Here is a 16,919-nt window from a genome sequence, read left to right as displayed (position 1 = left end):
CCGCCCGTTCGACTTGCATGTATTAGGCCTGCCGCTAGCGTTCATCCTGAGCCAGGATCAAACTCTCCATTGTATAAGTTACTTGCTGCCTTTGCCGAAGCAAAGACCATGTCGAGTGCTGATCCGACCCGTATTACCGAGCGTGATCGATTTTGTTACGCTGGATGCCGGGCGGCCCGAAAGCCGCCCGGCCCTATCCTTTTGTCTTTTCCAAACATTCAAAGAACGTGTGCCCGCCCCGTTGGGCCGACCTGGCCGCGGCCTGCGCCGCGTCTGCTGTACTCCGTTTTTCCCGCCGCCTTTCGCTTGGGGGGACAAAGGTACAACCTTTTTGCTGCCATCCAAGCAAGAAGCGAAAAAAATTTACTTCGTTTCGCCGGCCCTGCTGGCCTGACTCCCTTCCTTCCGAAGCGGGCTGCAAAGGTAACACCGCCTGGCCGCCGTTTGCAAGCCCCCCGCGAAAAATATTTTTCGGCGGCCGGTGCCCCACAAACCCGGGCCGCATCTGCCCAAAAGAGCCCCGCCCGCTTCCCGGTTGGGCCTGCAAAGATGCACGACTCGCTCCCTTTTAAGCAAGAGGTAATGTGTTATTAATACGAGAGTGCTTGATAGACAGAGAGTTTATTTTTAATCGAGGCTACAATTATTCTACAACAGGCATTGATAGAATGAAGGGTAGGATCCTAGGTAAGCTCGGATCTTAATTATTCCGCTTTCCCAATAAGCCAAGGATATTAAGTTGTGTTAGAATCGCAACCGTATTTCGATATAAAATGGATCAGAGAGATTAAAAGAAGCTAGCTAGACGCTGTGGCTTATGAGAAAGCTTGACGTACCTTATCAGTGGTTTGGGCTATCAATAAGTTAATATGATGCTTACGCCATTTGCTTTGTAAACGGGTTATCTCCGAAATGACAGTAGGAGAGATGGCGGCTAAATACCGGCAGTCGAGAGTGATGCTTGTTTTACCACTGCGCCGAGCGTGGCGTAGAGCCTGCAATAACTCATTGCCATTATCCGAATCCGAATCGGTAGGAATTAGCAAATAGGTTTCGGGCAAGATTTCGTGGAAGACTGGCATGGGTGGGAAGTTGGGTGGTTGTGGACAAAAGGGGCTGTTAAGTTGTAAGCTCAGTTGGGGGATCTGGGCATACTATATAATATACGGACTGAGAGTCGAACAGGTAATAGCGAGGGATAATGCATATGCTTACCTATAGCCTAATAACCGATAAACGATTTGAAGTATTAAAACAGGGAGCAAGGTTGGTCAGGAGTCGCAGAGGGTAAGAAGGGTGCGGGTCTGGACATAGATGATTGGTGCTTAATAAGATACGTAAGCTTGTCAATACTAAGCCTAATTTGCGGTTTCAGATGTTCTGCTGTTGATATGAAAAACGAAATCCAGCCTTGGGAGACGCTAAAATCCGATATTGTATTTGACCATAAATGGTATCAGTTGCGTCGCGATTATGTAAGGCTACCGAACGGGCTTGAACTAGACGATTATTTTGTAAGTGTGCGGCGTAATGTGGCCCTCACTTTTCCTTTGACGGACGACAACCACGTCATATTTGTACGTCAGTATAAGCATGGTGTGCAGGATATCTTGATAGAACTGCCTGGGGGAGTGATAGATGAGGGAGAAATCGAGCCTCTAGAAGCGGCCAAGCGTGAGCTGTTAGAAGAAACAGGGTATGCGTCTGATAACATGCAGTTTCTACTTCAAGTGGCTGATAACCCCACCAAAGACACCAATAAGATTTACTTTTTCTTGGCCCGAAACGCCCACCAAGTGAGCGCGCAAAACCTAGATCGTACCGAAAATATCGAAGTGGTGAAGGTGCCAGTGGCAGATGTTGAAGGAATGATCATGAGTGGACAAATCCGCGTATCTGGCTCCGTTGCATTGTGCTTATTGGCTTTAAAAGAACTAGAAAAAGAAATTTAGTGTAAGCGACAGTCAGTCAATAGGTTATGTATTAATCATTCACGGCTCTGAATCAGAGCGAAATTGCTTGGCTACTCTTGAAATGAGCTGCAAAAACGATTGAGTGGTATCGATATAATCTAACTCTCAGCAAGAGCTGGAATTAAGCCCAAAGCGGCTTTAAGTGCTAAAACCGCTTTTGAAGCAGCTGCATAAAGCCACAAGGATAGCCCGAATCACGCTTGTGGCAACGTTCCCGATAACGATTGCATAAATATTGAAGGCGCTTCGCCTTCGAAAACCGAATTATTGCTCTAACCTTAAGTGGGACGCGTGGCCTACCAAGTGTGCTGATTTCTTAAACAAGTTAAATTTTGACAACATGAGGAAGTCTTTACTGATGGTGCTCCTGTCTTTATGGATGGGTACACAAGCGATGGCCCAACAAAATCACCCGATTACCGGGCGGGTGTTGGATGCAGCCACGGGCGACGGCTTGCCGGGCGTAACGGTTGTAGTAAAAAATACCACGATTGGCACGGGCACTGATGGCACTGGCAACTTCTCACTCAGCGTGCCCGACAATGCTACTCTGGTGCTCAGCTACGTGGGCTACATCACTGAAACGATCAGTGTAGGCGATAAAACTACTCTGAGCGTGAAGCTGAAAACCGACCAGAAAGCTTTGGATGAAGTAGTTGTGATCGGCTATGGTGAGGTGAAGAAGAGTGATGTAACCGGCTCTATTGTTTCGGTAAACCCTGAGGACATCAAGAAAACGCCTTCAGCCAACGTAATGGAATCATTGCAGGGCCGATTGCCGGGCGTAGATATTACGCGCAGCAGCGGTGCCACCGGTGCAGGAGTGAACGTAACCGTGCGCGGCAACCGCTCCCTGACGGCCAACAACGGTCCGTTGTTCGTGGTAGATGGCGTACAATACACTTCTATACAAGACATTAACCCCAATGATATTCAGTCGATGGAGGTGCTGAAAGACGCGGCTTCCACGGCTATTTACGGTTCACGCGGAGCCAACGGCGTCATTATCGTGACCACCAAGCGCGGCGCCGCTGGTAAGACGCGCGTTTCTGTAAACTCCTACATTGGCCAAACGGAAGCTATTTATTATCCGCACGTCAACGATGGAACAGGCTACATCGCCCAGAAGCGGGAAGCCAACCGCACCACTGGTTTGTGGAGCAGCCCCGCCGACGACGCCAAAATCTTCACGCCAGCAGACGCCGCAACGATTGCCGCGGGTGGCACAGGCTACAACTGGCCAAGCTTATTCCTGAAAAAAGGCACGCAGCAGGAACACCAAGTGGGAGTTTCGGGCGGGTCGGAGAAGACCAAGTTCTACACTTCCTTCGACTTCTATAACGAGCAAGGCATTCTGCGCATGGACAACCTAAACCGGTATTCCTTGCGCTTCAACATCGACCAAGCCATCAACGACAAGGTAAAGATTGGCTTGCAGAACCAGCTAACGTATTTCAACCAAAATGCCCGTCGCGACCCACTTAACATTGCCAATAAAATTGATCCGTTGGGCGCACCCTACGATGAAAACGGCAACGTGGTGGTATTCCCAAACAACGGCAAAGATATCAACCCGCTTTCGGACGAAGTAGCCGGCAACTACCAAAACAACGCTCGCACAACGCGCACATTCACAACGGCTTACGTTGATTATCAGATTGTGCCGGGCTTGAGCCTGCGGTCGAATCTGGGCCTGACGCTGTCGAACTCCCGCACGGGTATTTATCTGGGTTCCAATACTGTAGACCGCGCCGGCTCGGTGCCGCTCTCGTCGTACGGCACGCAGTATGACACCAACTGGAGCTGGGAAAACATTCTGAACTACACCAAAACCTTCGGCGACCACTCCCTGACGGTTACCGGCATCACGTCGCTGCTTACGTTCAACACCGAAACATCGCGGGCCCAAGGGGCTAACCAGCTGCTGGCTTCACAGCTTTATTATGCGCTGGGCAACGCCAGCCAACAGTTGGGCATCAACAGCGCCTACCAGAACAGCAAGCTGATCTCATTTGCGGGACGGGTGCAATACAACTACAAGAGCCGCTACCTCGTGACGCTGACCGGTCGGGAAGACGGCTCATCGAAGCTGGCTGCAGGCAATAAATGGGCATTTTTCCCATCGGCGGCGGTGGCTTGGCGCATCATCGAAGAAGACTTCATGAAGGATATCTCGGTGCTGTCGGACTTGAAGCTGCGCACCAGCTACGGCATCGCTGGCAACTATGATATTCCGCCTTATTCGTCGCAATCAGTACTTACACGCATTCCGTTTGGGTACGGCGAAACTTCGGCGCCGGGCTACGCATTCAGCTCGCGTATTGGCAACAACGCCTTGGGCTGGGAATTGTCGGGCACGGCGAACATTGGCCTCGACTTTGCCTTCCTGCAAAACCGGCTCTCGGGCTCGGTGGATGTGTACCAGACCAACGCTGGTATCAAAAACTGGATTACGGGCGAAGAAGGTGGTCTTTTGCTAAATCGCTTTCTGCCAATGACTTCTGGGGTAGGGTATATCACTCAGAACATCGGCAAAACCCAGAACCGTGGCATCGAGCTAGGCCTGAACGCACGCGTTATCGACAAGCAGGATTTCAAATGGAACGTGCAGGCTAGCTGGTTTAAGAACCAAGAGAAGATCGTGTCGCTGGCCACCGAAGCCAATGACATTGCCAACGGCTGGTTCATTGGCTCGCCAACGCGCGTGTTTTACGACTACGAAAAGATTGGCATCTGGCAGACTGCCGAGGCTGATTTAGCCAAAACCTTCGGTCAGAAACCCGGCCAGATTAAAGTGAAGGACCAAGACGGCGACGGCAAAATCACGCCGGCCGACCGCAAGATTCTGGGTTCGGCCCTGCCGAAATGGAACGCCAGCTTCAGCAACGATTTCAGCTACAAAGGCTTCGACTTGTCGTTGCAGTGGTTTGCGCGCTACGGCCAGATGCTCAACTACGAATACAACCAGATATTCGACCCCCAAGGCATCGAAAACAGCTCGAAGCAGGACTACTGGACACCCGAAAACCCGACTAACAGCTACCCCCGGCCAGATGCCAGCGTGTCGAAGAGTAGCATGCAGTATTTCAGCACGTTATCATACCGCGATGGCTCTTACCTGAAGTTGCGCGCCGTAACGTTGGGCTATAACATTCCGGCCGCTTTCCTACAGAAATTCTCGATGTCTTCGGTGCGGGTGTACGTGCAAGGAAAGAACCTGGCAACGTTCAGCCACATCAAAGACTACGACCCCGAACGGGCCGCCGCTGCTGTAGCCGGCCCGCCCAGCACGGGCCTTACCAACGCTTCGGCTGCGCCTTCCAACACGGCCGCGCTGTCGAATCCAATTCCGCGGGTGCTGACTGCTGGAATTAACATTAATTTCTAAATCGTTGATAATCAAATAGATACTAAAATGAAGTCTTCAACGATCAAATTAGTCTTGACAGCCAGCTTGCTCACGGTACTTTCCACGGCCTGCGACAAGCAGCTAGACGAATACAATCCATCGGGCCTCACGGCTGAAAACGTCTATACGACGCCCGCTGGCTTCGAAACACTCGTGAACGCGGCCTATTCGTACACGCGCTGGTGGTATGGAAAAGAGGATGGCTACGCTCTGTCGGAACTGGGCACCGATTTGTGGCTGCGCGGTGCCGGCGACGTATATCCCGAGCTGACCGACTATACGTCCAACCTGCAATCCAACCAGAAAGACGTTGATACAGAGTGGGGGCGGCTCTATGCGGCCGTGAACGTGTGCAATGCGGGGATCAAACGCATAGGCCAGTCGGGAATGAGCGATGCGCAGCAGAAGATCCGCGAGGGCGAACTGCGTTTCCTGCGGGCTTTTTATTACTGGCACATCGTCGAAACGTGGGGCGGCGTGCACTTCACCACCGAGCCTACCGAAGGCGTGCAGACCACTGCCAACAAAACGCCAATAGAAACTTTCTACAAGCAAATATTTGAGGATCTGACAGTTGCAACGGCCAATCTGCCTGCTACAACTACCGATTATGGCCGCGTGACTAAGCCCGCCGCTGAGGCTTTCTTGGCGAAGATGTATCTCACTCGCGGCCAAAATAAGGAAGCCGGCGACTTGGCCGAAAAGGTAATCACTAGTTACACCTTTGCGTTGCAGCCTAAATACGCCGATTTGTGGTCAATGACGAATCTGGAGAACAAAGAGATCGTCTGGGCCGTCAACTACTCCAAAGACCTGAACCTCAACGACCGCGTGGATGCCACTTTGTATCCCGATGGTCACCCGCGCGGCGCCAACAACGGCCATCTGCTCTGGACGATGAAGTACGACGACCAGCCCGGCATGACCCGTGACATCGCCAACGGTCGCCCGTTCAACCGCTACATGCCGTCGCTGTTCCTGCTGAATCTGTTCAACGAGAAAATTGATTCGCGCTACGCCGCCTCGTTTAAAACGGTCTGGATTGCCAACAACTCGGCTACGGCGGGTATCAAGGTGGGCGACACGGCTGTTTTCGCTTCTAAATACATCATTCCGGCTAGTGTGCAGGCCAGCAAAAAGTATCGCACTTGGGACCAAAGCAAAGTGTACAAAGCCAACGGCGCGGCGGCCGGCGACCGGTTGCACTATGTGTGCCTGAAGAAATTTGACGATCCAACCCGGCCCACGGTAGCGGAGGAGCAAAGCGCCCGCGACGTGTATGTAATCCGGTTGGCCGACGTGTATCTGGTATCGGCGGAAGCCGCATTCAAGCAGGGCAACACGACGAAAGCCCTGGAACGCATCAATCAGGTGCGGCAGCGTGCCGCCATTCCGGGCAAGGAAAAGGATATGCTAATCACGGCTTCGGACTTGAGCCTGGACTTCATTCTGGACGAGCGGGCGCGCGAGTTGGCCGGCGAGCAGTTGCGGTGGTTTGACCTGAAACGCACCAACAAGCTGGTCGAGCGGGTACGCAAATACAACCCCGAAGCCGGCGCCAATATTCAGGATTACCACACGCTACGGCCCATACCACAACGCCAACTGGACGCGATTCAGAATAAAGCGGACTTTGCGCAAAATCCTGGTTACAACTAATTTATCTTCTCTGGTCTGCCTGGTTTAACGCCGGGCAGGCTTTTTCTTTTCTCCATGAAAACTTCCCTTTCCTCTGCGTTGCTGGTCTTGGGCGGCTGCTTTGCCCTCACAACGGCTTCAGCGGGCACCACGCCTAATTTGCCTACCGTCAAGGTTCCGGAGTTCCGCAAGGATACTGTCAACATCACCAAGTTTGGCGCGATACCCGATGGCCTCACCAAAAACACCGCCATTCAGCAAGCCATTGATGCGTGCAGCAAAGCAGGCGGCGGAGTGGTATTGGTGCCGCGCGGCCATTGGGTGACCGCTGGCCTTGAGATGCGCAACAACGTGAACTTGCACCTGGCCAAAGGAGCGTTGGTACAGTTCAGTGATCAACACGCAGATTACCACCTGATTAAGACTAGCTGGGAAGGCGTAGATGCCGTGCGTAACCAAGCCCTGATCTACGGCGAAAACCTCGAAAACATCGCCGTTACGGGCCAAGGTGTATTCGATGGCGCTGGGGCAACGTGGCGGGCTGTGAAGAAGAGCAAGCTGACCGAAACGCAGTGGAAACGCTTGGTAGATGGCGGTGGCGTGGTGAACGACAAAAAAGACACTTGGTACCCGTCGGCACAGGCGCTGAAAGGCTCCACGATCACGGAGGCGTTCTACCTCAAGCCTGGGCAAGATGTGAAGGACTTTGAAAATATCAAGGATTTCCTGCGGCCCGATATGCTGGTTTTGGCCAAGAGCAAACGCATTCTGCTGGAAGGCGTGACGTTTCAGAACTCGCCGGCGTGGTCGTTGCATCCGCTTATGAGTGAGGATATTACAGTACGCAACGTAACCGTGCTCAACCCCGAATACGGGCAAAACACCGATGCTATCGACCTCGAATCTTGCAAGAATGGCATCATCGAAGGCTGCTCGTTCGATGTGGGCGACGACGGCATCTGCATCAAATCGGGCCGCGACGAACAGGGGCGCAAGCGCGGCATGCCGACCGAGAATTTCATCATCCGCGATACCAAAGTATACCACGCGCACGGCGGCTTCGTGATCGGCTCTGAAATGTCGGGTGGGGCGCGCAATCTCTACGTCTCCAACTGCACGTTTATGGGCACCGACGTGGGCCTGCGCTTCAAGGCGGCTCGCGGACGCGGTGGGGTAGTGGAGAACATCTTTATCGACAACATTGACATGAAAGATATTGTAGGTCAGGCAATTATCTTTGACATGTACTACATGGCCAAAGACCCCGTGCCGCTGGCGGGCGAATCGACGGCGCCGCCTGTCATCAAGCCCGAACCGTTGAACGAAGGCACGCCCCAGTTCCGACACATCGAAATCAAAAATGTCACCTGCAACGGCGCCGAAACCGGCATCATGGTGCGCGGCCTGCCCGAAATGCCTATCAAGGACATTTCCATCGAAAATGCGGTGTTACAGAGCAAAAAAGGCCTTTTATGCATCGAGGCCGAGAACATTCGCCTCAAGAATGTGACGCTGCTTTCTACGGAAACCAAGCCGGTGTTGGAAGTCCAGAACAGCAAAGACATTACCTTGGATAACATTCGCTATACGCCCGGTGCCGAGCTGCTGATGCGCATCACCGGCGACCGCGCCAAGAACATCAAACTCGTGAACACCGACCGCTCGAAAGCTAAAAAGGAGCTGGAGCTGGGCGATAAAGTTTCCAAAAAAGTACTGAGCCTACGCTAGAACGCATAGTTTGGTAAATAATTGATAATCAGATATTTGATGAAAAAGGTATTTCTTTCCAGCGGTCTTCTGCTCAGCTTGCTGACGGCCAGCCCTGAGCTTTCGGCGCAGCAGCGGCCCATGTCGCAGCGCATGGCCGATGCTTTCATCTCGTGGCACCCCGATTCGATCATGATCGGCACGCGCAAAACGGTGCGTTGGGACTACGAGCAAGGGCTGATGCTGAAGGCGTTGGAGCGCGTTTGGAACCGCACCGGCGACGGCAAGTACTTCACCTACATCACGAAGGACTTGGACTTGTTTGTGCAGCCCGACGGCACCATTCGCACCTATAAACTGGAAGATTATAACCTCGACAACCTCACCACCGGCCACGCCTTGCTTACGCTCAGCCAGGTGTCGTTGCCGGGGAATGAAAAGTACCAGAAGGCAGCTCAGCTGCTGCGCAAACAGCTTGATGGTCAGCCGCGTACCAAAGCTGGCGGCTTCTGGCACAAGAAGATTTATCCAAACCAGATGTGGCTGGATGGCTTGTACATGGCCGAGCCGTTTTACGCCGAATACAGCAAGGTTTTCAATCAGCCGCAGGGCTTCGACGACGTAGCCAAACAGTTTGCGCTGGTCGAGAAAAACTTGGTCGACCCCAAAACCGGCCTGATGTACCACGGCTACGACGAAAGCCGGGAGCAGAAGTGGGCCAACAAGCAAACCGGACAGTCGCCAAACTTCTGGGACCGCGGAATGGGCTGGTACGCGATGGCGTTGGTAGATGTGCTGGATTACTTCCCGGCCAATCATCCGCAGCGCGCCCAGCTTATCAAGGATGTGCAGCGCCTGGCGCCCGTGCTGGCGAAGTACCAAGATCCCAAAACCGGTACTTGGTCGCTGGTCGTGGATCAAGCCATGCGCAAGGGCAACTACGCCGAAGCTTCGGGCAGCAGCATGTTTGTGTACATGCTGGCCAAAGGCGTGCGCATGGGCTACCTCGACAAGAAATACATGGCCGTGGCCCAAAAAGGCTACGACGGCCTGCTGAAAACATTCGTGGCAACCGAAGCCGATGGTGGGCTGGCCTTCAACGGCACCGTGAGTGTAGGCGGCCTCGGCGGCACCCCGTACCGCGATGGCAGCTTCGAATACTACCTCAGCGAGCCCCTGCGCAAGAACGACTTGAAGGGCGTGGGACCGTTCATATTGGCGAGCACCGAAATGGAAATCGCGGCCGAACAGGGCGTGGGCAAAGGCAAAACCGTAGCCGTGGATAACTATTTCAACCACGAGGTGCGCAAAAATCCGCTAAGCGGACAGGAGGAAACCTGGCACTACACCTGGGACGAGCGCACGCACGGCGGCTTCTACTTCTGGGGCAGCCAGTTCCGTGAGCTTGGCGCCAAAACCGTGATGGTGCCTACCGCGCCTACGGCGGCTTCTCTGAAAGGCGTGGACGTGTACATCATCGTAGACCCCGACTCCAAAAAGGAATCGCCCAAGCCCAATTTTGTGCAAGCGGCTGACGTAAAGGCCGTTAGCGATTGGGTAAAAGCCGGAGGGACCTTGGTATTGATGGCCAACGACACCTCTAACTGCGAGATTCCGCACTTCAACGAATTAGCCAAAGCTTTCGGAATGAGCTTCGTGCCCAAAAGCCTGAACATGGTGCAGGGCAATCAGTTTGAGCAAGGCCGCGTGGATATTCCGGCCGGCAATGCCATTTTCAAGAACACGAAAGCAGCTTATATCAAGGAGCTGGCACCTATAAGCACGCAGGGCACCGCTAAAGCACTGGTTTCCAAGGGCAGCGACATCATTATGGCTACGGCGAAGGTGGGCAAAGGAACCGTCTTCGCTGTGGGTGACCCGTGGCTGTACAACGAGTATACCGACGGGCGAAAGATTCCGGCGGTGTATCAAAACTTCAATGCCGGTAAAGATCTGGCAACCTGGCTGCTGCAACAGACTGGGAAATAGGAAGTTGTACAGCCACAATCATTGTTTCGGCCCTGCGTAAGTATCTGTTTAGTAGATACTTACGCAGGGCCGATTTTTTGGCAAACTGCTGCTGCTTTGAAGTACTCCTTTGGTTTGTAATGCTTGGTTGGTGGACACCCACCGAGGCAGTCGCCACGGGCTGCGCAGGCTTACCGTAACAGCTGTCAAGCCCGGGGTCGCCGATTGCTGGAGCCAATGCCGTCCAAAACCAATTTGCGGGCGGCTCAAACCTCGATTGCTCAAATCGGAATAGATGCGATAATTAGCTCTTCAATTAGAAAAAAGTAGCATTTTACACTCCCAAATCACAAATGCATGCTGGTTTCACTTGCTGCCCACCATCAGACCGCTTGCTCTTGCCTTCTTACAATGGCGATGCACGAATTGCATATTTCCACATGCATACTGTCTGATAACACGGCAGGGCTAGCCATATGTAAAACTTTCTCCTGATTTGTCATGCCCTTGACGTCGGCCTAAAACGATTGTTAACCGAGTAATTTCTGCTTTTCTCTAACCCACAACCGCCTTTCTTCCTGCTTTTATCAGCTCATCATGAACCAGCTCGCCACAGCGGATTACGTTGTTTTTCTAGTCTATTTCCTGATCGTATCGACGTACGGTATCTGGATTTATAGGCGCAAACTGGCCCACGCCGGCCCCCAAGACTCCAAAGATTACTTTCTCGCGGAAGGCTCGCTGACGTGGTGGGCCATCGGGTCTTCCCTGATCGCCTCCAACATCTCGGCCGAACAAATGGTCGGCATGGCCGGCTCGGGTTTCAAAATGGGTCTGGCCATTGCCACTTACGAATGGATGGCCTCCATTACCCTCATTATTGTGGCCGTGTTCTTCATCCCGATCTACTTGAAGAACCACATTTTCACGATGCCGCAGTTCCTTAATCAGCGCTATAACAGCACTGTAGCCATGATTATGGCCATTTTCTGGCTGATGCTGTATGTGGTCGTAAACCTGACTTCTATCCTGTACCTGGGCGCCATCGCCATCAACAGCGTATCGGGCATCAGCATCACAGCCTGCATGTACGGGCTGGCCATCTTCGCCATCTTCATTACCCTGGGCGGCATGCGGGTAATCGGTTTTACGGACGTAATTCAGGTGTTCTTTCTGATTCTGGGTGGTCTGGCTACTACGTATTTGGCCTTGAATCTGGTGGCTGAGCACCAAGGCTCTTCGGGCGTGTTGAATGGACTAGCCATCATGAAGACGGCGGCCAACGACCACTTGCACATGATCTTCGATCGGTCGAACCCTAACTACATGGACTTGCCGGGCCTGACTGTGCTCGTCGGCGGCATGTGGATTGTAAACCTCAACTATTGGGGCTGTAACCAATACATCACGCAGCGCGCCTTGGGTGCTGACTTGCCCACGGCCCGTTTTGGCCTGCTATTCGCCGCTTTCCTGAAGCTTCTGATGCCCGTTATCGTAGTGCTGCCGGGTATTGCAGCGTTCGTACTCTACAAGCAGAACCTGTTCCAAACTGAGATGATGCAGGGCGGCGAAATCAACCCCGACCGCGCGTATCCGGTGCTGCTCAACTTGTTGCCGGTAGGTCTGAAAGGCTTGTCTTTCGCCGCTCTGACGGCTGCCGTAGTAGCTTCGCTGGCGGGTAAAGCCAACAGTATCGCTACCATTTTCACGCTCGACATCTACAAGAAGGTAATCAACCCGGAAGCCAACGAGCAGCGCCTCGTAATCGTCGGAAAAATTGCCGTAGTAGTGGCCATGATCCTGGGCGTTATCATCGCTCCTCACTTAGGCATCGACAAAAAAGGCGGTTTCCAGTACATTCAGGAATACACAGGCTTCGTGTCGCCGGGTATTTTTGCGATGTTCATCCTCGGTTTCTTCTGGAAGAAAACGACTGCTAACGCGGCCTTGTTTGCCACGATCGGGGGCTTCCTGCTGTCGGTAGTGCTGAAGTTCCTGCCGGGCTTTGCAGACCTGTCTTTCCTGTCGCCGTTCGGTTTCTCTATCAAGAACCCAGAAGGCGTGTACGAGATCCCGTTCCTCGACCGGATGGGCTTTGTGTTCGTTTTCTGCATCATTGCCATGATCATCATCAGCCTGATCGAGAACTCACAAGGCAAGAAAACCAAGGGCCTGGAAATCGATCGGAGCATGTTCAAAACCTCCCGCGGCTTTGCCATTGGCTCCATGATCATCTTTGCCGTCATCACGGCGCTGTATACCGTATTCTGGTAATAGGTAAGTATTTGTATATCAAATACTTGTGTGTAGTACAATCGCGCCAGGTTTCGTTAAGTCGGAGCCTGGCGCGATGCTTTTCTACCCAACCCCTTAGGCGGACTTAGCAGAGGGTGTTTGGCAAACGGCAACCCATAGGGCTGGAGTCAAGGCACAAAATCTGCGCTACCGGTAATGCGTTCGGGAATGGTTTGTCAACGTTCCCGGCAACGATTGCACAAATAATCTTGCCGTTGGGCGCCTTCTGCTTCTCAAATTCGGCGTACTTGCCCAATTCGGACAACTTGGTGCATTTCTGCTTCTCTGCTTATGACTAACCGCTTGTTGCCTGCCGTGTGGCTTTTGGGGCTGATGCTGATGGGTTTTACGGCCTCGCCTCCGGCCAAAATCAAGGTGTACCTGATTGGCGATTCCACGATGGCGAATAAGGAGGTGAAAGCCTTTCCCGAAACAGGGTGGGGGATGCCATTCGCCGTGTTTTTCGACGAGACCGTGACCGTTGATAACCGCGCCCAGAATGGTCGCAGTACCAAAAGCTTCATCGCCGAAAACCGTTGGCAGCCAGTTGCTTCTGACCTGAAACCCGGCGACTACGTGCTAATTCAGTTTGGCCACAACGACGAGGTGCCGACCAAAGCCACATACACGCCCGAGGCCGATTTTAAAGCCAATTTGGTGCGCTTCATCACGGAAACCCGCAGCAAAAAAGCGACGCCCATCCTGATTACGCCCGTAGCGCGGCGCAAATTCGACGCGACCGGCAAAATTGAAGAAACGCATGCCGCGTACGCGGGCCTTGTGCGTACCGTCGCGCAGGCCAACAATGTGCCGCTGATTGATCTGGACAAGGAAAGCCAAGAGATGCTCCAGCAATTTGGCGTCGAAAATTCCAAGCTGCTGTTCAACCACTTGGCGCCGGGCGAGCACCCCAACTACCCCGACGGGCGTGAAGACAATACGCATTTCAGCGAGCTAGGCGCCCGCAAAATGGCTGAGCTGGTGCTGGCCGATATTCGGAACCTAAAGCTGGAATTGGCCGATCGCATCGTGCGACGCGAAGTGAAAACCACCGTTGACCCGCAGGCGCGCTAAAGCGTATTGTTTATAAATGTTTGATTGTCAAATACTTGCCCATAAAGTAGTTGCGTGACTTTCTCCTTATGTTGATCAGAATATTGAAGAATGCTTGGCCAGTTGCCTTGCTACTCTTGCTGGCCTTTGTTCAGGCGCCGCCCAAGAAGATCAGGCTTTATCTGATTGGCGACTCGACGATGGCCAACAAGATCAAGCAAACTTTCCCGGAAACGGGTTGGGGCATGCCGCTGGGCACCTTTTTCGACTCGACAGTAGTAATCGACAACCGCGCCCAGAACGGGCGGAGCACCCGCACCTTTCTGGCCGAAAACCGCTGGCAACCCGTCGTGGATGCTCTGCAGGAAGGGGATTACGTGTTTATCCAATTTGGACACAACGACGAAGCCGAAAACTACCCCGACCGCTACACGCCGCCGGCCGACTACCGCAAAAACCTGATCAAGTTCGTGACCGAAACGCAGCGCAAAAAGGCCAATCCGGTATTGCTCACGCCAATTACGCGCCGCAAATTTGACAAGGACGGGCACATTATGGAAACCCACGTTGCCTATTCGGCCGTGACTGTGGAGGTTGCCCGGCAGTATAAGGTGCCGCTGATCGACCTCGACAAAATGAGCCGCGAACTGGTGCAGCAATTTGGCGTCGAAAACTCCAAGCTGCTGTACATGCAGCTTGCGCCCGGCGATCATCCTAACTACCCGCTGGGCCGGAACGACAACACTCATTTTACCGAGCTGGGCGCTCGCAAAATGGCGCAACTTGCTGTAAATGAAATAGAAGCGCAACGCTTGCCTTTGGCTGAGCGCATTGCCAAGCCCCTACCCAAAAATGCGGTGCCGCCGCCCGCTGGCAAGGACGCGCAACCAACTACCCCATGAAAAAAACACTAGCATTCTTCTGCCTGAGTTGGCTGTTGCTTGGCCGCGCCTTCGGTTATGATTTCGTTGTGGCGCAGGACGGCAGCGGGCAGTTTCGCACCGTGCAGGAAGCCTTCAACGCGGTGCCCGATTTTCGGAAGAAAGTCACGACTATCTTCATCAAAAAAGGCACTTATAAGGAAAAGCTCATCCTGGCCGGATCGAAGAATTTCGTCAAAATCATCGGCGAAGACCTGAACCAAACCGTGCTGACGTACGACGACTACAACCAGAAGAAAAACATCTTCGGTGAAGACAAGGGCACGTCGGGCTCGTCGAGTATTTACATCTACGGCGGCGATTTTTCGGCCGAAAACATCACCTTCCAGAACAGTTCGGGGCCAGTAGGGCAAGCGGTGGCCGTGTGGGTGGCCGGCGACAAGGCCCGGTTTAAAAACTGCCGCTTCTTGGGCTTTCAGGATACGCTGTATACTTTCGGCTACGGCAGTCGCCAGTACTACATAAACTGCTACATCGAGGGCACAACCGATTTTATTTTCGGCTCATCGACGGCGTTTTTTGAGGACTGCACCATTTTCTGCAAGAAAGGCGGCTCCTTCGTGACGGCCGCTTCCACGCCCGACAGCGTGCGGTACGGCTACGTATTCAAGAATTGCAAAATCACCGGCGAAACGCCCGCCGCCAGCTATTACCTCGGCCGACCGTGGCGGCCTTACGCCAAAACGGTGTACCTCAACTGCGAGCTCGGCGACCTGATCAAGCCCGAAGGCTGGGACCCCTGGGGCAGCGAAAGCAACAAGAAGACGGCCTATTATGCTGAGTATCAAAGCAAAGGCAAAGGTGCCGCTCCCAAACAGCGCGTACCGTGGTCGCATCAGCTCACGGCTGCCGAAGCCGAGCAGTACAGCCGCGACAAGGTTCTGCGCAACTGGAATCCTACGCTAGACTAGCCATGCGCTTACTTCCTCTGCTATTAGCTTTCGGCCTGCTGCTGCCCGCGCCACTCGTACACGCCCAAGCGGTTTCCGCGTCTTCACGAACAAACCCGCCGATCACGCACCTGACCGTGGCCCAAGACGGCTCTGGTGATTACAAAACCATACAGGAAGCGGTAAACGCCGTGCCCAATCAATCGCTGGTTCCGATCACCATTGAGGTTAAGAAGGGTATTTACCGCGAAAAACTCGTGGTGCCGAGCCCCAAAACGCATATTGTGTTGGTGGGAGAGGACAAGAACACCACCGTCATCACCTACGACGACCACTCAGGTGTCAACGGCATTGATACCTTCTCGTCGCATTCGGTGCTGGTGCAGGCCAATGATTTCGCTGCTGAAAACATCACGTTTGAAAACACTGCGGGCTACACAGCCGGGCAAGCCGTCGCCTTGCATGTGGAAGGCGATCGGTGCTCTTTCCGCAACTGCCGAATCGTGGGCAACCAAGATGTGCTGTTACTGGCTACCGACAACAGCCGACAATATTACCGCGACTGCTACATCGAAGGCACAACCGATTTCATCTTTGGGGCATCCACCGCTGTTTTCGATCATTGCACGGTACACAGCAAGAAAAACTCCTTCGTTACTGCTGCCTCAACCACGCCGCAGCAGAAGTTTGGCTTCGTATTCCTGAACTGCAAGCTCACCGCCGACACTACTCTAGCCCAGAAGGTATATCTCGGGCGGCCTTGGCGCCCCTACGCGAAAGTGGTGTACATCAATACCGAAATGGGTAGCCACATCACGCCGGCGGGCTGGGAAAACTGGCGTAACCCAGCGAATGAAAAGACAGCCTACTACGCTGAGTACAAGTCGTTTGGGCCAGGAGGTAATGTCAAAAGCCGCGTGGCATGGTCGCACCAACTCACAAAAAAAGAAGCCAAGCAGTACACACTCAAAAATATCTTCGGTGGTCAAGTCCCGTGGAATCCGGTGGAAACAATTAAGTGATTAATAGTCAATATGTTGCGTGT

Annotated in this window: 10 protein-coding genes and 1 rRNA gene; 10 read left to right on the top strand and 1 reads right to left on the bottom strand. The window is 53.3% G+C overall.

The window, feature by feature from the left end; genetic code table 11:
* Positions 1 to 73, bottom strand: a 16S ribosomal RNA gene (locus H9I52_RS20450); the annotation flags it as partial.
* Positions 74 to 1,391: 1,318 nt separating this feature from the next.
* Here H9I52_RS20450 and H9I52_RS20445 point away from each other — a divergent pair.
* The 10 genes from H9I52_RS20445 (at position 1,392) to H9I52_RS20400 (ending at position 16,896) form a co-directional block, all read left to right on the top strand.
* Entirely contained in the window at positions 1,392 to 1,952 is a 561-nt protein-coding gene (locus H9I52_RS20445; protein ID WP_187455388.1) for an NUDIX hydrolase, read from the top strand.
* Positions 1,953 to 2,313: 361 nt separating this feature from the next.
* A complete protein-coding gene (locus H9I52_RS20440) occupies positions 2,314 to 5,361 on the top strand; it encodes a SusC/RagA family TonB-linked outer membrane protein (protein ID WP_187455387.1) in 3,048 nt (1,015 codons plus the stop codon).
* 27 nt (positions 5,362 to 5,388) lie between these two features.
* Entirely contained in the window at positions 5,389 to 7,041 is a 1,653-nt protein-coding gene (locus tag H9I52_RS20435) for a RagB/SusD family nutrient uptake outer membrane protein (RefSeq protein WP_187455386.1), read from the top strand.
* 54 nt (positions 7,042 to 7,095) lie between these two features.
* The gene (locus H9I52_RS20430) at positions 7,096 to 8,748 is read left to right on the top strand and encodes a glycoside hydrolase family 28 protein (protein WP_187455385.1); all 1,653 of its coding nucleotides are present in this window, start codon (positions 7,096 to 7,098) and stop codon (positions 8,746 to 8,748) included.
* A gap of 39 nt (positions 8,749 to 8,787) precedes the next feature.
* Positions 8,788 to 10,716, top strand: a complete 1,929-nt coding sequence (locus tag H9I52_RS20425) for a glycoside hydrolase family 88 protein (protein WP_187455384.1) — start codon at positions 8,788 to 8,790, stop codon at positions 10,714 to 10,716.
* A 576-nt stretch (positions 10,717 to 11,292) separates the two neighbouring features.
* Positions 11,293 to 12,969: a sodium:solute symporter family transporter gene (locus H9I52_RS20420; RefSeq protein ID WP_187455383.1), complete on the top strand. Its 1,677-nt coding sequence runs from the start codon at positions 11,293 to 11,295 to the stop codon at positions 12,967 to 12,969.
* Between the two features lie 354 nt (positions 12,970 to 13,323).
* On the top strand, positions 13,324 to 14,064 hold the full coding sequence (locus tag H9I52_RS20415; protein WP_222940589.1) for a rhamnogalacturonan acetylesterase: 741 nt from the start codon (positions 13,324 to 13,326) through the stop codon (positions 14,062 to 14,064).
* A 116-nt stretch (positions 14,065 to 14,180) separates the two neighbouring features.
* Entirely contained in the window at positions 14,181 to 14,945 is a 765-nt protein-coding gene (locus tag H9I52_RS20410; protein WP_316248060.1) for a rhamnogalacturonan acetylesterase, read from the top strand.
* Positions 14,942 to 15,895 carry a pectinesterase family protein gene (locus H9I52_RS20405; RefSeq protein ID WP_187455380.1) on the top strand — a complete coding sequence of 318 codons (954 nt, stop codon included), beginning with the start codon at positions 14,942 to 14,944 and terminating at the stop codon, positions 15,893 to 15,895. The genes H9I52_RS20410 and H9I52_RS20405 overlap by 4 nt, the downstream gene beginning before the upstream one ends.
* Positions 15,896 to 15,897: 2 nt before the next feature.
* A complete protein-coding gene (locus tag H9I52_RS20400; protein WP_187455379.1) occupies positions 15,898 to 16,896 on the top strand; it encodes a pectinesterase family protein in 999 nt (332 codons plus the stop codon).
* The last annotated feature ends 23 nt before the right edge of the window (positions 16,897 to 16,919 follow it).

It is taken from the genome of Hymenobacter sp. BT491 (genome assembly GCF_014349165.1).
Classification (GTDB): Bacteria; Bacteroidota; Bacteroidia; order Cytophagales; family Hymenobacteraceae; genus Hymenobacter; species Hymenobacter jejuensis.
The sequence above is the reverse complement of the archived record's forward strand: the minus strand, read 5'-3'. Positions and strand labels throughout refer to the sequence as shown.